This is a genomic window from Actinosynnema sp. NPDC091369, from assembly GCF_044757065.1.
Lineage (GTDB): Bacteria > Actinomycetota > Actinomycetes > Mycobacteriales > Pseudonocardiaceae > Actinosynnema.
In genome coordinates this window covers 899,616-919,021 of record NZ_JBIVUG010000001.1, presented here as the reverse complement: position 1 = coordinate 919,021, position 19,406 = coordinate 899,616, and the positions used below count along the sequence as shown (strand labels likewise).

18 protein-coding genes are annotated in these 19,406 nt (G+C 71.7%); 10 read left to right on the top strand and 8 right to left on the bottom strand.

Going from position 1 to position 19,406, the window contains the following annotated elements; translation table 11 throughout:
- Window position 1: 1 nt before the first annotated feature.
- Window positions 2-1,069: a septum formation family protein gene (locus ACIQMJ_RS04525; RefSeq protein WP_499759587.1), complete on the bottom strand. Its 1,068-nt coding sequence runs from the start codon at window positions 1,067-1,069 to the stop codon at window positions 2-4.
- Window positions 1,070-1,189: 120 nt separating this feature from the next.
- On the opposite strand from ACIQMJ_RS04525, the gene ACIQMJ_RS04520 reads away from it, so the two are divergent.
- From ACIQMJ_RS04520 to ACIQMJ_RS04510, 3 genes are all read left to right on the top strand, one after another.
- Window positions 1,190-1,867 (top strand): hypothetical protein, encoded by a 678-nt coding sequence (locus ACIQMJ_RS04520; RefSeq protein ID WP_499759586.1) that lies wholly within the window; start codon window positions 1,190-1,192, stop codon window positions 1,865-1,867.
- Window positions 1,868-3,031 (top strand): glutathionylspermidine synthase family protein, encoded by a 1,164-nt coding sequence (locus ACIQMJ_RS04515; RefSeq protein ID WP_499759585.1) that lies wholly within the window; start codon window positions 1,868-1,870, stop codon window positions 3,029-3,031.
- A gap of 103 nt (window positions 3,032-3,134) precedes the next feature.
- Entirely contained in the window at window positions 3,135-3,587 is a 453-nt protein-coding gene (locus tag ACIQMJ_RS04510) for a DUF350 domain-containing protein (RefSeq protein ID WP_106616333.1), read from the top strand.
- Window positions 3,588-3,639: 52 nt separating this feature from the next.
- Here ACIQMJ_RS04510 and ACIQMJ_RS04505 read toward each other — a convergent pair whose 3' ends face one another.
- The gene (locus tag ACIQMJ_RS04505) at window positions 3,640-4,227 is read right to left on the bottom strand and encodes a DUF6891 domain-containing protein (protein ID WP_499759584.1); all 588 of its coding nucleotides are present in this window, start codon (window positions 4,225-4,227) and stop codon (window positions 3,640-3,642) included.
- Window positions 4,228-4,308: 81 nt separating this feature from the next.
- On the opposite strand from ACIQMJ_RS04505, the gene serS reads away from it, so the two are divergent.
- On the top strand, window positions 4,309-5,562 hold the full coding sequence (gene serS, locus ACIQMJ_RS04500; RefSeq protein ID WP_499759583.1) for a serine--tRNA ligase: 1,254 nt from the start codon (window positions 4,309-4,311) through the stop codon (window positions 5,560-5,562).
- A gap of 217 nt (window positions 5,563-5,779) precedes the next feature.
- Here serS and lhgD read toward each other — a convergent pair whose 3' ends face one another.
- Together lhgD and ACIQMJ_RS04490 are read right to left on the bottom strand one after the other, a co-directional pair.
- Window positions 5,780-6,967, bottom strand: a complete 1,188-nt coding sequence (gene lhgD, locus ACIQMJ_RS04495; RefSeq protein ID WP_499759582.1) for an L-2-hydroxyglutarate dehydrogenase — start codon at window positions 6,965-6,967, stop codon at window positions 5,780-5,782.
- A gap of 11 nt (window positions 6,968-6,978) precedes the next feature.
- Window positions 6,979-7,854 carry an LLM class flavin-dependent oxidoreductase gene (locus tag ACIQMJ_RS04490; RefSeq protein ID WP_499759581.1) on the bottom strand — a complete coding sequence of 292 codons (876 nt, stop codon included), beginning with the start codon at window positions 7,852-7,854 and terminating at the stop codon, window positions 6,979-6,981.
- A 33-nt stretch (window positions 7,855-7,887) separates the two neighbouring features.
- On the opposite strand from ACIQMJ_RS04490, the gene ACIQMJ_RS04485 reads away from it, so the two are divergent.
- Complete coding sequence (locus ACIQMJ_RS04485; RefSeq protein ID WP_499759580.1) at window positions 7,888-8,706, top strand: HAD family hydrolase; 819 nt, start codon at window positions 7,888-7,890, stop codon at window positions 8,704-8,706.
- Between the two features lie 42 nt (window positions 8,707-8,748).
- Window positions 8,749-9,690: an NAD-dependent epimerase/dehydratase family protein gene (locus tag ACIQMJ_RS04480; RefSeq protein ID WP_499759579.1), complete on the top strand. Its 942-nt coding sequence runs from the start codon at window positions 8,749-8,751 to the stop codon at window positions 9,688-9,690.
- A gap of 64 nt (window positions 9,691-9,754) precedes the next feature.
- Here ACIQMJ_RS04480 and ACIQMJ_RS04475 read toward each other — a convergent pair whose 3' ends face one another.
- The 4 genes from ACIQMJ_RS04475 to ACIQMJ_RS04460 are packed head-to-tail and all read right to left on the bottom strand — an operon-like array spanning window position 9,755 to window position 13,288.
- Window positions 9,755-10,156: a DUF2304 domain-containing protein gene (locus ACIQMJ_RS04475; protein WP_499759578.1), complete on the bottom strand. Its 402-nt coding sequence runs from the start codon at window positions 10,154-10,156 to the stop codon at window positions 9,755-9,757.
- A 1-nt stretch (window position 10,157) separates the two neighbouring features.
- A complete protein-coding gene (gene ppgS, locus ACIQMJ_RS04470; protein ID WP_499759577.1) occupies window positions 10,158-10,847 on the bottom strand; it encodes a polyprenyl-phospho-N-acetylgalactosaminyl synthase PpgS in 690 nt (229 codons plus the stop codon).
- Window positions 10,848-10,893: 46 nt separating this feature from the next.
- Window positions 10,894-12,033, bottom strand: a complete 1,140-nt coding sequence (locus ACIQMJ_RS04465; protein WP_499759576.1) for a glycosyltransferase family 4 protein — start codon at window positions 12,031-12,033, stop codon at window positions 10,894-10,896.
- A gap of 10 nt (window positions 12,034-12,043) precedes the next feature.
- Complete coding sequence (locus tag ACIQMJ_RS04460; protein ID WP_499759575.1) at window positions 12,044-13,288, bottom strand: MATE family efflux transporter; 1,245 nt, start codon at window positions 13,286-13,288, stop codon at window positions 12,044-12,046.
- A gap of 117 nt (window positions 13,289-13,405) precedes the next feature.
- Here ACIQMJ_RS04460 and ACIQMJ_RS04455 point away from each other — a divergent pair, with 117 nt between their 5' ends.
- The 4 genes from ACIQMJ_RS04455 (at window position 13,406) to ACIQMJ_RS04440 (ending at window position 19,344) form a co-directional block, all read left to right on the top strand.
- Window positions 13,406-14,176 carry a glycosyltransferase family A protein gene (locus ACIQMJ_RS04455; protein ID WP_499759574.1) on the top strand — a complete coding sequence of 257 codons (771 nt, stop codon included), beginning with the start codon at window positions 13,406-13,408 and terminating at the stop codon, window positions 14,174-14,176.
- A gap of 75 nt (window positions 14,177-14,251) precedes the next feature.
- Window positions 14,252-16,195: a DUF6541 family protein gene (locus tag ACIQMJ_RS04450; protein ID WP_499759573.1), complete on the top strand. Its 1,944-nt coding sequence runs from the start codon at window positions 14,252-14,254 to the stop codon at window positions 16,193-16,195.
- 34 nt (window positions 16,196-16,229) lie between these two features.
- Window positions 16,230-17,465, top strand: a complete 1,236-nt coding sequence (glf, locus tag ACIQMJ_RS04445; RefSeq protein WP_499759572.1) for a UDP-galactopyranose mutase — start codon at window positions 16,230-16,232, stop codon at window positions 17,463-17,465.
- Between the two features lie 7 nt (window positions 17,466-17,472).
- Window positions 17,473-19,344, top strand: coding sequence for a glycosyltransferase (locus tag ACIQMJ_RS04440; RefSeq protein ID WP_499759571.1), 1,872 nt, complete (start codon window positions 17,473-17,475; stop codon window positions 19,342-19,344).
- The last annotated feature ends 62 nt before the right edge of the window (window positions 19,345-19,406 follow it).

The window sequence follows — 19,406 nt, the reverse complement described above, 5'->3', positions numbered from 1 at the left end:
GTCACCTCGTCGTCGTGGTCGTGGGCGTGGTGGTCGTCTCGTCCGACTTGGGCGGTTTGGCGTCCGACGACGACGGCGGTGCGGCGGAGCTCGAGTTGGACTGGGAGTGCAGCGGCGCGCCGGTCGGCTCGTCCTGCTGCACGGTGGTCGTCTGCGGCGGGTTCGACGTGGTCAGCGGCGGCGCGTTGGGATTGCGCACGCTGCCCTCCCACGCGACCAGGACGTTGTCCACGGGCAGCGCGCCGACCTTGCAGTTCACCAGCCGGGACCCGGCCGCCCAGCTCTCCGCGACCCTGGTGTCCCAGGCGATGACCAGGCCGCGGGCCTTGAGGTCGGCGCCACCGGTGTACTCGGCGGTGATCCGGGTGCACTCGCCGACCAGCAGCTGGTCCTGCTGCTCGGGCGACGGGAACTCGCCCGGCGGCATCGCCACCACGCCGGTCATCTCGAACGTGTGCGGCTTCGCGCACTCCACCGGGTCGCCCACGGACTTGGCCTCGGTGATGCCCAGGCACACGCCCGGGTCGTAGACGTCGGACTGGTCCTGGGTGCGGGCCGTGCCGTAGGCCGGGAGCAGCCCGCCCGCCGGACCGGCCACCTGGAGGCCGCAGCGCAGCGTCCGCTGCCCCTCGCCCCACAGCCGCTCGCCCGGGTTCAGCGGGCCGACCGTGTACTTGCCGAACGGGTCGAACTTGCCGCCGAGGTAGTCCAGCGACGTCTTCGCGCACCGCTCCTGGCTGATCTGCTGCCACTGCGCGTCGTCCGGGAACGGTGCCCCGGGCCCGTGATCAGCGGAGATGTCCGCCACGCCGGTAACCTCGAACAGGTGCTGGGCCGCGCAGTCGACCTTCTGGACGTCCGACAAGTCCTTCTTCGTCCAGTTCAGGCAGTCGCCGGCCTGGGCGGCCATCACGGGGTTCACCGTGGTCGTCGGGGTGCTGCCGAGACCGCCGGCGCCCACCGGCCAGCCGGTGAGCGTGCTCAGGGCGAGCAGGACGAGCGCGCCGGCGAACGCGCCGAGCATGACCATGTGGTCACCCCGACGAAACCAGCGCAAGGTCGCGGACATCTACTCCATGATGCCTGTGTAGGCCGAGTAACCGTTCGGGCGGGTGGAGAGTGTTGCTTTTGGGACACTCGTCACCCATTCGGCGGCCGATCTCTGTACCGTCCCCGCCGGGAGTGGCTGATGACTGAGAACGACAACACCGGTAACGCGGCGCCCGGTCAGGGCGGGGCGAGCGGACCGAGCGGACCGGGCACCCCGGGGCCGCAGAGCGGTGGCGCCTCGCCGCCGCCGTACGTGCCGCCGACGCCCCAAGGGACGCCGGACGCCCCGCCCGCGAGTGGGCGCGGCCAGATCCGCCGGCAGGAGGCGGGCCAGACCAAGCCCCGGCCGCCGACACTGGCCGAGCAGCGGGCCCGCGCCGCGGCGATCGAGCAGCAGCGCGAGCAGCAGCTCGCCGTCGAGGCCGAGGAGGCCCGCCGCAAGAAGCTGCGCAAGCGGCTGCTCATCGGCGGTGGCGTCGCCGTCGGCGTGGCCGGCGTGGTGGCCATCTGGTACGCCGTGTCCAGCCCCGACGACGTGGTGGCCCAGTGCACCAAGGACGACGTGGTGGTCGAGGACCAGTACTGCGACGAGACCTACGCGCGTTCGCACGGCGGGTACGTCAGCGGCGGGTTCATCTACATCGGCGGCAGCTCCTACCGGTACAACTACGGCGCCCCGAGCACCCCGATCGGCCAGAAGGTCAGCGGCGGCACCTACACCATGCCCAAGGGCGCGAACATCTCCACCAAGTCGGGCACGGTCGTGCAGCGCGGTGGGTTCGGCGTGTCCGGCGGCAGCAAGAGCGGGGGCAGCTGAGTGCGTCGGGAGACCTCCACGCCCCGGCCCGGCTGGCAGCGCACCGTCTCCGAGCAGGGACTGGTGTTCGGTGCGCCCGCCAGGGCCGCGGACGGCAGCCCCCGCCCGTACTGGGACGAGTCGGCGCACTACGTGTTCGACATGAGCGACGTGCTGTCGCTCGAAGCCGACGTCGAGCTGCTGCACAACATGTGCCTGGAGGCCGTCGACAACGTGGTGCTCACCGAGCGCTACCGGGACTTCGGCATCAACGAGTGGCTGTGGCCCGCGATCGCCGAGTCGTGGAAGCGGCGCGACCCGCACGTGTACGGGCGGTTCGACCTGCGCTACGACGGCAGCGGCCCGGCCAAGCTGCTCGAGTACAACGCCGACACGCCCACGTCGCTGCTCGAGGCGTCGGTCGTGCAGTGGAACTGGAAGACCGACGTCTTCCCCGAGGACGACCAGTGGAACTCCATCCACGAGAAGCTGGTGGAGCGCTGGGCCGAGATCGGCAGCCGGCTGCCGTCCAACGAGCTGCACTTCACCTGGTCGGGCGCCGACCCGTCCGGCGAGGACCACGTCACCGTGGCCTACCTCCAGGAGACCGCGGCCGAGGCGGGCATGGACACCGTCGGGCTGGCGATCGAGGAGATCGGCTGGGACTCGCTGCTGCGGCGGTTCGTCGACCTGGAAGACGCCCCGATGGGCACGGTCGTGAAGCTCTACCCGTGGGAGTGGGTGGTCGACGAGCAGTTCGGCCGCTACGCGGTGGAGAGCCTGCCCGGCACCCTGTGGGTCGAGCCGCTGTGGAAGATGCTGCTGTCCAACAAGGCGCTGCTCGCCGTGCTGTGGGAGATGTACCCCGGCCACCCCAACCTGCTGCCCGCGTTCCTGGACGACCCCGGCCTGCTCACCGAGTACGTGCGCAAGCCCCGGCTGGGCCGGGAGGGGCAGAACATCCAGATCGTCGCCCCCGGCTACGAGACCCAGACCGGCGGGGTCTACGGCAAGGAGGGGTTCGTCTACCAGCTGTTCGACCCGCTGCCCGAGTTCGACGGCTACCGGCCCGCCCTCGGCGCGTGGGTCGTCGGCGACGCCTCGGCGGGCCTGGGCATCCGGGAGACGGTCGGCCTGGTCACCGACGACGGCGCGGCCTTCGTGCCGCACAGGATCGTCGAATGAGCTCCTCACCGGTCCCCACCCGCGCACCGGACACGGCACCGGACACGTCACCGGCTCCTTCACCGGCGGCACAACCGATCAACCTGCACACCACGGAGGGTCTGTGATTCCCCCACTCGCGTTGGACCCCGGCTTCGGGTCCGCCATCGGCACCGGCGTCGGTGCGATCGCGCTGTACGCGATCGTCGGCCTGGTCCTGATGGTCGTCGGCTTCTACGCCATCGACTGGACCACGCCGGGCAAGCTGAGCGCGCTGGTCCGCGGCGGCGCCCCGAACGCCGTCATCGTCACCTCGGCGGGCCTGGTGAGCATGGCGCTGATCGTGGTCGTGGCGATCTACAGCGCGGCGGGCAAGCTGGACGAGGGCCTGCTGTCGGCGCTGATCTTCGGCTTCGTCGGCATCATCGTGCAGGTGCTCGCGGTCCGGCTGCTGGAGTGGGTGACCAGGCTCGACATCGGCTCGCTGATCGAGTCCGACCGCTTCGCGCCGGCCAGCGTCGTCGTCGCCTCCGCGCACGTCGCCCTCGGCCTGGTGGTCGCGGTCGCGATCTCGTAGTCGCTCTACGGCGAAGGGGGCGTGCCAGTCGGGTGCGCCCCCTTCGCGCTGCTCAGGCCACCGGCAGCCGCTTCTGCCAGGCGATCGGGCCGACCTTGATCCGGGTGCGCGCCGAGCCGTTCCACTCGACCGGCAGCCCGCCCGCGGTGAGCGCCGCCACCACCTCGTGGCCCACGGCCTCGTCGGCCACGTCGCCCAGCGAGCCGTACGCGAGCCACACCTGGCCGTCCGCCACGGCCCGCTCGGTGTCCTGCCGGTGGAAGAACACGTAGCCGCGCGCGCCCTCGCCCGCCTCGTCGCCGATCTCGGCGTGGCCGCACGTCTGGCAGCACGTGAAGTCGGCGCGGGCCGTGATCCCGCCGCGGTCCAGCGCGTCGAACACCTCGAACAACCGGTCCACGTCGGTGCCCGCCGGCCACCCCCGCTGCTCGGCGGACCGCTCCCGCCACAGCCGCTCCACCACCGCCCGCGCGGTCGCCGGCGCCACCGGGTGCTCCCCGTCCGCGAAGTGGTCCGCCACCGCCTCGACCGCGTCGTCCAGCGCGGTGAAGCCCGCGTGCACCACGCTCCGCGCGTACTCCTCGACCTCCGCCGCGACGTCGGCGGGCAGGTCGGGTTCGTCGTCTGCTCGTTCAACCACGGGCGCATCCTGCCCGAGGGGTCCGACAACGCGGCACGACGTCCTGCAAACCGTTTCGCGCCGGGTACTACCCTTCCCTGTGTGATTGACCTCAAGGCACTGCGCGAGAACCCGGAAGCCGTCCGCGCGTCGCAACGCGCGCGTGGCGAGGACGAGACCGTGGTCGACGCGCTGCTGTCCGCCGACGAGCGCCGCCGGGCCGCCATCGCCCGCGCCGACGCGCTGCGCGGCGAGCAGAAGACGTTCGGCAAGCAGGTCGGCCGCGCCAAGGGCGAGGAGCGCGACGCGCTGCTGGCCAAGGGCAAGGAACTGGCCGCCGAGGTCAAGGCCGCCGAGGCCGAGCAGTCCGCCGCCGAGGCCGAGCTGGCCGAACTGCACCGCGCCGTGCCCAACGTGGTCCACCCCGACGCGCCCGAGGGCGGCGAGGACGACTACGTCGTGCTCAAGCACGTCGGCGAGCAGCGGGAGTTCGACTTCGAGCCCGCCGACCACCTCGACCTGGGCCTGCGGCTCGGCGCCATCGACATGGAACGCGGCGCGAAGGTGTCCGGCTCGCGCTTCTACTTCCTCACCGGCGTGGGCGCGCAGCTGGAGCTGGCGCTGCTGAACATGGCCGTCGCCCAGGCCACCGCCGCCGGGTTCAAGCTGATGATCACGCCGACCCTGGTGCGCCCGGAGATCATGGCCGGCACCGGGTTCCTCGGTGCGCACGCGAGCGAGATCTACCGGCTCGAAGCGGACGACCTGTACCTGGTCGGCACGTCGGAGGTGCCGCTGGCGGGGTACCACGCGGACGAGATCCTGGACGGGCCGAAGCGGTACGCGGGCTGGTCGTCGTGCTACCGGCGGGAGGCCGGGTCGTACGGCAAGGACACGCGGGGCATCATCCGCGTGCACCAGTTCAACAAGGTCGAGATGTTCTCCTACGTCAAGCCGGAGGACGCCGAGGCCGAGCACGCGAAGCTGCTGGCGTGGGAAGAGGAGATGCTGGCCAAGATCGAGGTCCCGTACCGGGTCATCGACACGGCCGCGGGCGACCTCGGGACGTCGGCGGCGCGGAAGTTCGACTGCGAGGCGTGGATCCCGACGCAGCAGGCGTACCGCGAGTTGACGTCCACGTCGAACTGCACCACGTTCCAGGCGCGTCGGCTCAACGTGCGTTATCGCGACGAGAACGGGAAGCCCCAGATCGCGGCAACGCTCAACGGGACGCTCGCCACCACCCGGTGGATCGTGGCGATCCTGGAGAACCACCAGCAGGCCGACGGTTCGGTCGTGGTGCCCCAGGCCCTCCGTCCATTCCTGGGCATGGACATCCTCAAGCCGACCAACTGACTCCAAAAGGACAACAAGCCGAACAAGAGCACGACGGACCCATCACGAGCCACAAGGCTCGATTTGACATGGGTTCGGGTGCTTTGGCCTGCCTGGAGTGCCCGTAAGGGCCCCATGTCACATCGAGCCGGGCTCGACAACTGCCTCGAACCAAAAAACGGGATGACGCGAAGCCCTCCTTCTGCGAGGAAGGGCGGCAGGTGAAGTGGGCCGGTTGTCAGGTCCAGCTTTGTTCGACCCGGGCGGTGATGTGCTTGGCGATTTCCAGGGCGGAGGTGGCGGCGGGGGAGGGGGCGTTGAGGACGTGCACCTGGCGGGGGGCGGTGTCGATGAGGAAGTCGTCGACCAGGGTGCCGTCGGGGCGCAGGGCTTGGGCGCGGACGCCCGCTTCGGCGCGGACCAGGTCGGGTTCGCGGATGGCGGGGACGAGGCGGGCCAGGCTGCGGGCGAAGCGGGTGCGGGAGAGGGAGCGGAGGACTTCGTCGGCGCCGGTGCGGGCGAAGCGGCGGGCCAGGCGCCAGGTGCCGGGGAAGCGGGCGATGTCGGCCAGGTCGGTGGGGGAGAGGTCGCGGCGGCGGTAGCCCTCGCGGCGCAGGGCGAGGACGGCGTTGGGGCCCGCGTGGACGCTGCCGTCCAGCATGCGGGTCAGGTGGACGCCCAGGAACGGCAGGGCCGGGTCCGGGACGGGGTAGATCAGGCCGCGGACCAGGTGGCGCCGGTCCTGGCGCAGCTCGTAGTACTCGCCGCGGAACGGGACGATGGTGGCGGAGGGGGTGACGCCGGCCATGCGGGCGATGCGGTCGCTGTGCAGGCCGGCGCAGTTGACGAGGGCGTCGGCGCGGACGACGCCGCGGGTGGTGGCGACCTCGACGCCGCCGCCGCTGAGCGCGCGTCGGATCGCCAGCGCGGGGGTGTGGAGCCGGAGGTCGTGGCCGTTCAGCTCGCGGACCAGGGCGGCGCAGACGGCGGGGTAGTCGATGATGCCCGTGCTCTCGACCCGCAGCGCGGCGACGGCGGCGACCTCGGGTTCGTGCTCGCGGGCCTCGTCCACGCCGATCCGGCGGGCGGGGACGCCGTTGGCCTCGGCGCGGGCGGCCAGGGCGTCGAGGCGGGGGACCTCGTCCGGGGAGGTGGCGACGACGAGCTTGCCGCACACGTCGACGGGCACGCCGTGGTCGCGGGCGTAGGCCACGATCGAGGCGTTGCCCGCGACGGACATCCGGGCCTTGAGCGAACCCGGCTTGTAGTACAGGCCCGCGTGCACGACGTTGCTGTTGTGGCCGGTCTGGTGGGCCGCCCACCGCGGCTCCTTCTCCAGCACCACCACGTCGTGACCGCGCCTGGCCAGCTCCCGCGCGGTCGCGAGGCCCACGATCCCGCCACCGATCACCACGACTCGTCGCACAGCGCAGAACGCTAGCTGCCGACGAGTTCGGGCAGCACGTCGGCCGCGACGCGTTCCAGCACGGCCTCGCTGCCCGCGTACACGCCGTTCTCCCGCGGCCAGTGCACGACCAGGTCGGTGAAGCCCAGCTCCCGGGCCCGGCCCGCGACCTCGCGGAAGTGCTCGACGCTGGTCAGCGAGTACACCGGGCACGAGTCGGCGTTGAGGTGGAAGTCGATCGACTCCTTGGCCCGGCCGATGCCGGCCAGCACCTCCCGGAACCGTGCCGCCATCGCGGCCACGCCGTCCCACCAGGCGTTCTCGTCGTCGGTCTCCGGTCCGGTGGTGACCCAGCCGGTGCCGTACTTCGCGGCGACGCCCATGGCCTTCGGGCCGTTCGCCGCGACCACGAACGGCAGCCGGGGCCGATGCACGCACCCCGGCGCGCTGCGGGCGTCGCGGATCTCGTAGTGCTCGCCGCTGAACGTGGTGCGGTCCTGCGCGAGCAGCATGTCGAGCGTGGCCACGAACTCCTCGAACCGGCCCTGCCTGCTACCCGGCGGCGGGCCGCCCATCACCTGCGTGTCGTATCCCACACCGCCCGCGCCGACGCCGAGCGTGAAGCGGCCGTCGGAGACGTCGTCGAGGGCGAGCAGGTCCCGGGCGAACGGCACCGGGTGGCGGAAGTTCGGGGACGCGACCAGCGTGCCGAGCCGGATCGTCCGGGTCACCGAAGCGGCTGCTGCCAGCGTCGGGACGGCGCCGAACCACGGTCCGTCGACCAGTGAGCGCCAGCCCATGTGGTCGTAGGTCCAGGCGTGGTGGAAGCCGTACTCCTCGGCGGCCTTCCACTTGTGTTCGGCCATCCACCAGCGGTGTTCGGGCAGGATCACAATCCCAGTGCGCACCCGGCGACGGTATCCGAGAGGCACGATGGACAGGTGCAGAGACCTTCCCTTGTGGCATCCGACGTCGACGGCACCCTGCTCACGCCCCTCGGCCGGGTCAGCCCGCGCACCGCGGGCATGGTGGGCCGAGTGCTGGCGGCCGACGTCCCGTTCGTGCTGGCCACCGGCCGCCCGCCGCGCTGGGTGCCCGACGTGGCCGCCGCGGCGGGCCTGTCCGGTTACGCCGTGTGCTCCAACGGCGCGGTGCTCTACGACATCGGCGCGGACCGCGTCGTCTCGGCCGAGCTGCTCACCCCCGAGCAGCTGACGACGCTGGCGGCCGTGCTGGACGAGGCGCTGCCCGGCTGCGCGATGGCCTCGGAACGGGTCGGTGAGACGGCGCGCGGCTCGGCCGAGCCAGAGTTCATCGCCGACGAGCACTACCTGCACCCGTGGGACGAGGGCGCGCAGCCGCTGTCGGGGCACCAGCGGGCCCAGCTGCTCGGCAAGCCGGCGGTGAAGCTGCTGGTCAGGCACCCGAACATGAGCTCGGAGGAGATGGCGCGGGCGGCCGGTCCGCTGGTCGGCGACTCCGTGGCGATGACCTGGTCGACCGACGAGGGCCTGCTGGAGTTCGCCGCGCCGGGCGTGACCAAGGCATCCGGCCTGGCCGCGGTGGCCGATTTGCTCGGGGTGCCCGCGGGCGGCGTGCTGGCGTTCGGCGACATGCCCAACGACGTGCCGATGCTCACGTGGGCCGGGCACGGCGTGGCGATGGCCAACGCCCACGCCGACGCCCTGGCCGCCGCCGACGAGGTCACCGCGGCCAACTCCGAGGACGGGGTCGCGCTGGTGCTGGAGCGGTGGTTCTAGGCTGCCCGTGACGACTCCCCGACCCACCCTGGAGAAACACCCGTGCGCGCACTCGTGACCGGCGGTGCCGGCTTCATCGGTTCGACCCTGGTCGACAGGCTCCTGAGGGACGGGCACGAGGTGCACGTCGTCGACGACCTGAGCCGGGGCAAGCGGACCGCGCCCGCCGACCCGGCCCACGCCGACCGCTACTCGTTCTCCCGGGTCGACATCACCTCGCCCGAGCTGGCCGACGTGGTGTCCTCGTTCGGCCCCGAGGTGGTGTTCCACCTGGCCGCGCAGATCGACGTGCGCGTGTCCGTGGCGGACCCGCTGCTCGACGCCACCAAGAACGTGCTGGGCACGGTGAACCTGGCCGAGGCCGCCCGTCGCGCGGGCGTGCGCAAGGTGCTGTTCGCCTCCTCCGGCGGGTCGATCTACGGCACGCCCGAGGAGCTGCCGGTGGCCGAGACCACGCCGATCAACCCGAAGTCGCCCTACGCGGCGTCCAAGGTGTCCGGCGAGGTGTACCTGAACACCTACCGCCAGCTGTACGGCGTGGAGTGCACGCACCTGGCGCTGGCCAACGTGTACGGGCCGCGGCAGGACCCGCACGGCGAGGCGGGCGTGGTGGCCATCTTCGCGTCCGCGCTGCTCGCGGGCCGGCCGACGAAGGTGTTCGGCGACGGCGGCAACACCCGCGACTACGTGTTCGTGGAGGACGTCGTGTCGGCGTTCATCGCGGCCTCGGGCGAGGCGGGCGGCGGCAAGCGCTACAACATCGGCACGGCGCACCAGGTGTCCGACCGCGAGCTGCACACCCTCGTCGCGCAGGCGGCGGGCGTGGCCGACGACCCCGAGTTCGCCCCGGCCCGCCTGGGCGACCTGCGCGCGTCGGCGATCGACCCGTCGCTCGCGCGGGCCGAGCTGGGCTGGAAGCCCGAGGTGGACATCGCCACCGGCGTGCGGCTGACCGTGGACTACTTCCGCTCGCTGGAGGGCTGACCGAACGCGAACGGGCCGGTCCCTCCCCGTGCGGAAGGAACCGGCCCGTTCGCGTCGGTGCTGGTCAGGCGGTGTGCGCGGGGTCCTCGGCGCGCTGGACGGCCTCGACGTGCTCGATGACCTCGGCGTCGGTGTGCGCGGGGGCCTCGGCGTTGCGCAGCGCGATGGCGCGGGCCAGGCGCGCGTAGCGCAGCTCCAGCTCCTTGAACCGCAGGTAGGTGTTGATGGTCTGGAAGCCGAACGCCACGACCAGCGCGTAGAGCAGCAGGTCGGTGCCGCGACCGACGCCGACGAGCTCGGCGATCTTCGACACCTCGACCGGCCTGATGACGGCGACCACCGCCAGCACCAGGAACAGCAGGAAGCCGATCTTGACGCCGGCCGCGGTCTTGGTCGTGCCGTGGTTCTTGAGGAAGAACACCAGCAGCACGATGACCGCGGCGATGAGCAGGAACTGGATCAGCATGTCAGCGCCTGGACCCCGTCTTGAGAGCCGAGTCGAACAGGATGTTCACGCCGTTGATGAGCGACTGGCCCTTGGACATCGAGTACTCCGTGTAGAGGATCTCGACCTGCTCCTCGGTGACCCGCCACCCGCGCTGCGAGATCATGTCGACGATCTGCGACGCGTGGCCCATGCCGTTCAGCGTGATGCGGAGCTCGTCCGCCACCTTCTTGTTGAACACCCGCAGCCCGTTGTGGGCGTCCGACAGCTTCAGCTTGCGCAGCTTGGGGCTGACCGCCACCACGGTCTTGAGCACCACCCGCTTGATCAGCGGGATGTGGGAGGTGTCGCCCTTGAACCGGGTGCCGACGATGATGTCGACCGGCTCGGCGCGCAGCCGGTCCAGCATCCGCACCACGTCGGCGACCTGGTGCTGGCCGTCGGCGTCGAACGTCACGAAGTACTCGGCCCCCGGCTGCTCGCGGGCGTACTCGACGCCCGTCTGGATCGCCGCGCCCTGGCCGAGGTTGACCGGGTGCTGCACCAGGTGAGCGCCCGTGCCGCGGATCGCGTCCGCTGAGCCGTCCCGGCTACCGTCGTCGACGCACACGATGTTCGGGAACGTCTGCAGCGCGTTGCGCACCACGTCCGCGATCACCTGTGCTTCGTTGTAGACGGGCACGACCAGCCATACGTCAGACTGGTCCGCCACGGCGGCCTCCCTGGCGAGTGAGTCGGATGGGGTTTCGCAGAACAGGCTAGCGCGCGGTCCCGTCCGGGCCGTCGCCGACCAGCATCGAGGCGAACTCCGCGATGGTCCGGTCCCACGAGAAGCGCTCGCGGGTGATCTCGCCGAGCTTCGCCGCCCGCGCCTCCCGCTCCGGGTCGGACACGGCGGCCTCCAGGGCGGCGCCGAGCGCGCCGGGGTCGCGCGCGGGCACCAGCCAGCCGGTGACGCCGCCGTCCACGATCTCGGCCGTGCCGCCCACGTCGGTGGCCACGACCGTGCAGCCCATGGCCGCCGCCTCCAGGACGGTGGTCGGCAGGCCCTCGGTCCAGCTCGGGTTGACGAACAGCGTGGCCGCGGCCATCTCCCGCAGCGCCGTGTCGTGGTCCACCTCGCCGAGGAACACCACGTGGTCGGTCAGGTCCAGCCGCGCCACCTGGGCCCGCAGGTCGGCGGCGGCCGGGCCGTCGCCGCACAGCCGCAGCCTCAGCGGCACGCCGCGCCGGTGCAGGGCGGCGGTGGCGGTGAGCAGGTCGGCCACGCCCTTGCCGTTGATGAGCCGGCCCACGTAGCAGGCCACCGGGCCGTCGGCGTCGTCCGGCCGGGACGCCACGCCGTCGGGCAGCTCGATGCCCCGGTACAGCACCTTCGCCTCGCGCTTGGCCAGGTCGCGGACGAACCGCGCGGCCGACTGCGACACGGCGACCACGCCGTCCGCCCAGCGCAGCACGGGCTGGCTGGTGAGCAGGTCGACGGTGGCGGCGACGAACCGGACGAACAGGTTGCCGCTCTGCACCGGGCTGGACCCGTGCTCCACGTGCAGCCTGCGCAGGCGCGACCGCTTGGCGAACAGCGACGCCCACAGGTGCGGCCAGTAGAACCGGGTGTGCGTCATCAGCACGGTGTTCGGACCGCACAGCTCGCGCAGCTTCTTCGTGAACCCGGGGTACGGCACGGGGTAGTGCGAGATCACCTCGCGGCCCGCCCAGCGCACCACCGTCCACCGGTCGCTGATCCGCTCCACGCCCGCCGGCGCGCCGACCGCCGAGGTGAACACGGTGATCCGCAGGTCGGGGTCCGCCTCGAGCATGCGGCGGTGCAGTTCGTGCGCGTACGCCTCCACACCGCCCTTGTGGGGCGGGTAGTAGACCGGCATGTCGACGAGGTGCACGGCCAAGAATCTAGGCCCTTTCCCGTTGTCCGAGCAGGCCGCCCCAGGCCAGTGCGGCGGCGGTCAGCCACGCCAGGGCCATGCCCAGGGCGACGCCCATGACGCCCAGCAGGAGGCCCAGACCGGCCACCAGGGCGATCTCGGTGACGAACTGGACGGTGCGCACCCGCGGACCCAGCCAGGCCCGGCCGCTCGCCTTGGCCGCGACGAGCGCCGTCTGGGCCGTGGCCAGCAGGAACGCGTACGCCAGGAGCAGCAGCACGACCGGTCGCAGGCCCTCCCACGGCGTGCCGAGCGCGGCGGTGAGCAGGTCGGCGGGCGCGATCAGGGCCAGGCCCGCGAACACCAGGCTGACCACGGCGGCGAGCCCGGAGACGAGCATCGGCGCCCGGACGACCTCGCGCGCGGACCGGCCCGCCAGGTGTGCGAGCAGGGCGTTGCTGATGCCGATGAACAGCACGGTGAGCGCGGTCACGGGGACCAGCGCCTTGCGCAGCACGCCGAGCCCGTCCAGGCCGACCACCCACGCGGTGACGCCGAACGTGGCCCAGGTGCCCGCGGTGAGGTAGACGGCGTCGATGAGGAACCCGGGCAGCAGCGCGCGCCGGTCGCGCAGCCAGTCGCGCACCGCGCCGACCGCGAACGGCCCGCCGGTCAGCCACGCGCAGACCGCCGCCACGGGCACCGCGCTCAACGCCCACAGCAAGTAGGTGGACGACGCGTCCAGTTCGCCGACGAGCACGGTCACGCCCACCGCGCCCAGGAACACCGCCAGCCACGACCCGTCCAGCGCCAGCGCCCGCAACGGCCGCTGCCGCGCGTACGAGACGTACCGGCCGTGGTCGAGCACCGCCGTGAACGGCGAGGCCAGCGCCTGGATCAGCAGCAACGTCCTGGCCGGCCCGTCCATCAGCAGACCCACGACCAGGCACACCAGGCCGATCGCGACGCCGAGCAGCAACGACGTCGCCGCCGCGCCGCGCACACCGCGCGCGTCACCGTCCGGGACGACCTTCGACACCAGCAGCGGCTCCGCCGCGAGCGCCCGGCCCAGGTACCACTGCCCGATCTGCACGATCGCGACCAGCGAGAACACGCCGTACTCGGCGTCGGTCGAGACCGGCGCGGCGATCAGCTGCACGGCGAAGGTGATCGCGCTGAACACCAGCTGGTCGAGGGTGACGGCCGACTGGCGCACCGCCGTGCCGGCCAGTGCGCGCAGACCGTCGAGCCGTGATCTGTTCGCCGCCGTCACGGATGTCCTCTTCTTGCGGGGGGTGTCGGGCGCTCATCGGTGCCAGGTGTCCTGGGGTGCCGGAGCGGGCCTTACTGTACGGCGTCGGCCGATCCCACCCCGCAGCAGGAGAACCCCATGCCATCGCCGGTCTCCGTGGTGATCCCGTGCGCGCCCCGGGCGGACTTCCTCCCCGGGACGCTGCGCTCGGTCGCCGAGCAGACCCACCAGGACTGGGAGGTCGTGCTCGTCCTCGACGGCGAGTGCGAGCAGAACCGGGCCGCGGCGCGCACCCTGCCCGCCGACCGGGTCCAGGTGCACCTCACGCCCGAGCCGCGCAGCGGGCCCGCCGTCGGCCGCAACATCGGGCTGGACGCGGCCGAGCACGACCTGGTGGCGTTCCTCGACGCCGACGACCTGTGCATGCCGCAGCGCCTGGAGCACCAGGTCGCCGTGCTGGAGCAGCGGCCCGGCCTCGGCCTGGTCGGCGCGTGGGCCCGGCAGATCGACCCGGACGGGCAGGTCGTGGGCGAGATGCACTCGGCCATCGGGCCCGAGGTCGCGCGCACCATGCTCCTCTACAACTGCCTCATCACGTCCACGATCGTGGTCCGCAAGGAGCTGGCGGCGCAGGTCGGCGGCTTCGACCCGCGCCTGGTGCGGCTGGAGGACTACGACCTGTGGCTGCGCGTGATGGCGCGCGCGGACGGCGACGTGCTGCCCGAGGAGCTGGTCGGCTACCGCGTGCACCCCGGCCAGTACAGCCGCGGCGCGCTCATGGGACCCCACACGAAGCTGCTGCGGCGGTCCAAGCAGGCGCTGGCCAGGCGCATCGGCGTGAGCGGGCTCGGCGTCGCCGCCCGGCACGCCGCGTGGCTGGGCGTGCAAGTGGCCCACCGCCGCTGGTGAGGCCGGCGCGGGTAGTCTGCGGTCGCGGCGGGACGGGGACCCGCTCCTACGCCAAGTGATCGGGTTGCTGACGCGATGAGTGCCGTACTGCTCGTGCTGTTGCTGCTGTGGGTGCCTGGCCTGGTGTTCGGTGCGGCCGTCCGGCTGCGGGGGTGGGTGCTGGCCGCCGCGGCGCCCGCGCTCACCTACGGCCTGGTCGCGATCGGCGGACTGCTGCTGGGCGAGCTCGGCTTCTCGTGGACCCTGGTCACGTTCGGCGTGTGGACGCTGGTGGCGTCGGCCGTGCTGTTCGCCGTCACCACGCTGGTCCAGCGCCGGTGGCCCGCCCGGGTCGACGACGACGAGCCGCGCGTGTCGCGCCGGGGCCACCTGGTGGTCGGCGCGGGCGTCGCGATCGGCCTCGCGGTCGGCGCGGTCACGTTCCTGCGCGGCATCAGCAGCCTCAACCGCCTCGCCCAGGACTGGGACGCGCCCCACCACGGCAACCTCGTGCGCTGGCTGGCCGAGCACCACACGTCCCTGGTGTCGACCGCGGGCGCGATCGGCAACCAGCCCGAGAACGCGGACTACTTCTACCCGGCCACCTACCACCAGCTGCTGGCGCTGCTGCTCGACCAGTTCGGCGTCACGCTGCCGCAGCTGCTCAACTCCGGCGCGCTGAGCACCGTGCTGGTGTGGCCGGTCGGCATCGCCGCGATGGGCCTGGCCTGGAAGCTGCCCGCGCGGATGGTCGCCCCGGCCGCCGCCGTGTCCACGTGGTTCTCGCCGTTCCCCTACGACTCGCTGTGGCGGGGCCCGCTGTGGCCCTACGTCGCCGGCATCGCCCTGCTGCCCGCCGTGCTCGCCCTGGTCACGTACCTGATCCGGCCGCGCGGCATCACCGGCCCGGTCGCCGTCGCGGTGTCGGCGGCGGCGCTGGTCGGCCTGCAACCCAGCCTCGCGTTCATCCTCGCCGGCCTGCTCGGCGTCATCTTCCTGGCCTGCCTGGTCCGGCTCGTGCCGATCGAGTGGAAGCGCGCGTTGCCGGGCCTGGTCGTGCTGGGCGTGCTGGGCGTGGCGGTGGCCGTGCCGCTGATCCTGCCGTCCATGCGCTCGGCCGAGGGCGTGGCCGCGATGGTGTGGCCGTCGGAGGCCACGCCCGCCGGCGCGTTCGGGCAGATGCTGACGTTCTCCGGCGTGGTCGACTTCCCGCAGTGGTGGATCGGCCTGCCCGCGCTGTTCGGCGTGGTCGTCATGGCCAAGCGGCGGCTCATGGTGTGGATGGTCGGCGTGTGGCTCGCGTTCGGCGGGCTGTACGCGGTGACCGTGTCGCTGGAGGGCGCGATCATCCAGCGGCTGACCGGCTACTTCTACAACGACCACTGGCGGCTCGCGGTGATGCTGCCGCTGCCCGGCGCCATCGGCTTCGGCGTGGCCGTGGTGGCGTTCGGCACGTGGGTGGTCGACCGGTACCGGGACAAGGTGCCCGCCCTGGGGCGCACGCCGTGGGCGCCGGTCGCGGTCAGCGTGGTGTTCTTCCTGCTCATCGGCCTGGTCAGCGGCGCGTACATCGGGCGCAACAGCGCCCGCCTGGCCGGGAACTACCAGAACGGGCCGACGGTCAGCGACGGCGAGCTGGAGGCTTACCGGTGGCTGGCCGAGCGGGTCCGGCCCGGCGAGCGGGTGATGAACGACGTGTTCGACGGCAGCGGCTGGCTGTACGCGATGGCCGGGGTCGAGCCGGTCGAGTGGACGTTCTACGGCACCCCCGCGGGCACGCCGAGCAACTACCTGGTCAAGAACCTGAACAAGCTCAACACCGACCCCCGGGTGCGCGAGGACCTGACCGAGCTGAAGGTGCGCTACGTCATCGTCGGCCGGGGCTTCGTGCGCAAGGAGAACCGCGTCGCGCCCGGGTTCGTCGGCCTCGACCGCACGGCCGGTTTCACCGAGGTGTTCCGCAACGCCGATTCGGTGATTTACGAAATCGAAGGTCAGGAGAACGTCCTCGAAGGCGCCGCGGCGGCGGCCGGTCGTTGAGCGTATCGACCCGTCGGTGTGCAGGATTCACCCCATGGGGTGTGGGCGGTCGCATCCGGTCACTGCCGTACCCTCGACTGCTGTGAGCTTCGCTGGATTTGACCTGATCGTCGTCGGTTCCGGGTTCTTCGGCCTGACGGTCGCCGAACGGACCGCCTCCCAGCTCGACAAGCGCGTGCTCGTGCTGGAACGCCGTGCGCACATCGGCGGCAACGCCTACTCCGAGCCCGAGCCCGAGACGGGCATCGAGGTGCACCGGTACGGCGCGCACCTGTTCCACACCTCCAACAAGCGGGTGTGGGACTACGTCAACCAGTTCACCGAGTTCACCGGGTACCAGCACCGGGTGTTCGCGATGCACGCCGGTCAGGCATACCAGTTCCCGATGGGCCTCGGCCTGATCTCGCAGTTCCTCGGCCGCTACCTGAGCCCGGAGGAAGCCCGCGCCTGGGTCGCCGAGCAGGCCGCCGAGTTCGACTCCAAGGACGCGAAGAACCTGGAGGAGAAGGCGATCTCGCTCATCGGCCGCCCGCTGTACGAGGCGTTCGTGCGCGACTACACCGCCAAGCAGTGGCAGACCGACCCGAAGGAGCTGCCCGCGGCGGTCATCAGCCGCCTGCCGGTGCGCTACACCTTCGACAACCGGTACTTCAACGACACCTACGAGGGCCTGCCCGTCGACGGGTACACCGCGTGGCTGGAGAAGATGGCCGACCACCCGAACATCGAGGTGCGGCTGAACACCGACTTCTTCGACGTCCGCGACGAGATCCCGGCCGGCACCCCCGTGGTCTACACCGGGCCGCTGGACCGCTACTTCGACTACAGCGAGGGCTGGCTGGGCTGGCGCACGCTGGACTTCGAGCAGGAGGTCCTGCCGGTCGGCGACTTCCAGGGCACGCCGGTGATGAACTACAACGACGCCGAGTTCCCGTACACCCGCATCCACGAGTTCCGGCACTTCCACCCGGAGCGCGAGTACCCGTCGGACAAGACCGTCATCGTGCGGGAGTTCTCGCGGGCGGCGGAGAAGGACGACGAGCCGTACTACCCCATCAACACCGCCGAGGACCGGGCCAAGCTGGAGCGCTACCGCGAACTCGCGCGCGCGGAGGCGGCCGAGCGTAACGTCATCTTCGGTGGCCGACTGGGCACCTACAAGTACCTGGACATGCACATGGCGATCGGTTCCGCGCTGAGCGTGTTCGACAACAAGATCGCCCCGCACCTGGCCTCCGGTCGGGCGCTGGACGGTTCGCTGGAGGACTGATTCGGTTATGTCGGGCAACTCCACCCTCGTCGAGCACGAGGCTCCGGAGAAACTGCTGGCGCAGCGCGGCCTGTTCGCCGGGCCGTCGCAGATCGTCTCGGAGGACCTCTACGCCGAGATCTCCCAGGGCATCGCCGACCGCGAGCGGCACCGCCTGGTCGTGCACCCGCACGCGGCGGTGTCGATGAACACCTACTTCGGCCGGTTCCCGGCCACCTACTGGCAGCGGTGGTGCGTCAGCCCCGAGGTGGAGCTGAGCCTGACCCTGACCGGTTCGGGCACGGTCTCGATCGTCGCCTCCGACGCGGAGGGCGAGACCCGGACCATCGTCGCCGAGCAGGTGTCGGACGCGAAGGGCCGGGTCGTCACCATGACGGCCAAGATCGACAAGTTCACCGACGGCGGCGCGCTGTGGTTCGACGTCGTCACCGGCGAGGGTGAACTGGTCGTCGAGCACCCCCGGTGGACCGTCGCGCCGCCCAAGCGGGTGAGGCCGACCGCGATCGTGATCTGCACGTTCAACCGGGTCGAGGACTGCCTCAACACGATGGCGGCCCTGGCGTCCGACTCCGAGCCGCTGGGCCTGGTCGACGCGGTGTACGTGGTCGACCAGGGCAGCGACCCGGTCGAGTCGCGGCCCCGGTTCGCCGAGGTCGCCGCCGCGCTGGGCGACAAGCTGCGCTACATCCGGCAGCCCAACCTCGGCGGCGCGGGCGGCTTCACCCGCGGCCTGTACGAGGTCATGGAGGTCGACCACGCCGAGCACGCCAACGTGCTCTTCATGGACGACGACGTGCTGTGCGAGCCGGAGATCGTGGTCCGCACGACCGCGTTCGCCAACCGCACCGCGCAGCCGGTCATCGTCGGCGGCCAGATGCTGTACCTGCTGCACCCGAACCACCTGCACGTGGGCGCGGAGTACGCCAACCTCGACACGCTGGCCCCCGGCCAGGTCGTGGAGGGTGCGCTGCACGACGCCGACCTCACCGGGTACGACGAGGAGACCGGCAAGCGCAACGTGCAGGACCGCCGGGTCGACGCGGGCTACAACGGCTGGTGGTCGTGCCTGATCCCGTCGGAGATCGTCAAGGCGATCGGCTACCCGCTGCCGCTGTTCTTCCAGTGGGACGACATCGAGTACGGCTACCGCGCGCGGGCCCACGGGTTCGCCACGGTCACGCTGCCCGGCGCGGGCGTGTGGCACGCCGACTTCCACTGGAAGGACTGGGACGACTGGCACCGGTACTTCAACCTGCGCAACGCCCTGATCACCTCGGCGCTGCACAGCCAGTTCGACCCGAAGCGGATCTGCCGGTCCATGGCGGGCCAGCTCGCCACCTACCTGGTCGCCATGCAGTACGGCCTGGCGGCGACCCAGCTCAAGGCCATCGAGGACTTCCTCAAGGGCCCCGGCGTGCTGCGTGACGGCGGTGTCGAGGCGGCGGCGGAGATCCGCAAGCTGCGCGCCGAGTTCCCCGAGACGGTCAAGCACCCGGCGTCGGAGGTGCCCGGCATCGCGTCCGGCGACCTGCCGCTGATCACCGCGCCGCCCGCGCCGCGCCTGTTCGCGCCGGTGCTGGCCAAGCGCGTGGTCAACCAGCTGCTCGGCCGCAGCGTGCACGACGTCGGCGCGGTGGCCGCGGGCGACTCGGCCTGGTGGCACGTGTCGCTGTTCAACACCGCCGTGGTCACCGACGCGTCCCAGGAGGGCGTGCGGGTCCGGCGGCGCGACCGCGAGCTCGCGATCCGGCTGGGCAAGCAGGGCACCAAGCTGCTCAAGGAGCTGTACCAGCGCGCCCCGGAGATGCAGCGCGCTTATCGCGACGCGATGGGCGAGCTGACCAGCCGCGAGAACTGGCAGCGGTTGTACGACCTCTGATCGACCCCGGCGGGGCGGCCCTGAGCGGTCGCCCCGCTTCCTTGTCCCGTCTTCCCCACGCG

What these genes read in the sequence shown, in the direction of transcription:
- ACIQMJ_RS04450 (WP_499759573.1), top strand. Translation starts at nt 14,252, where the DNA reads ATGAGTGCCGTACTGCTCGTGCTGTTGCTGCTGTGGGTGCCTGGCCTG.
- ACIQMJ_RS04525 (WP_499759587.1), bottom strand. Translation starts at nt 1,069, where the DNA reads ATGTCCGCGACCTTGCGCTGGTTTCGTCGGGGTGACCACATGGTCATG.
- glf (WP_499759572.1), top strand. Translation starts at nt 16,230, where the DNA reads ATGGGGTGTGGGCGGTCGCATCCGGTCACTGCCGTACCCTCGACTGCT.
- ACIQMJ_RS04520 (WP_499759586.1), top strand. Translation starts at nt 1,190, where the DNA reads ATGACTGAGAACGACAACACCGGTAACGCGGCGCCCGGTCAGGGCGGG.
- ACIQMJ_RS04455 (WP_499759574.1), top strand. Translation starts at nt 13,406, where the DNA reads ATGCCATCGCCGGTCTCCGTGGTGATCCCGTGCGCGCCCCGGGCGGAC.
- ACIQMJ_RS04475 (WP_499759578.1), bottom strand. Translation starts at nt 10,156, where the DNA reads ATGCTGATCCAGTTCCTGCTCATCGCCGCGGTCATCGTGCTGCTGGTG.
- ACIQMJ_RS04440 (WP_499759571.1), top strand. Translation starts at nt 17,473, where the DNA reads ATGTCGGGCAACTCCACCCTCGTCGAGCACGAGGCTCCGGAGAAACTG.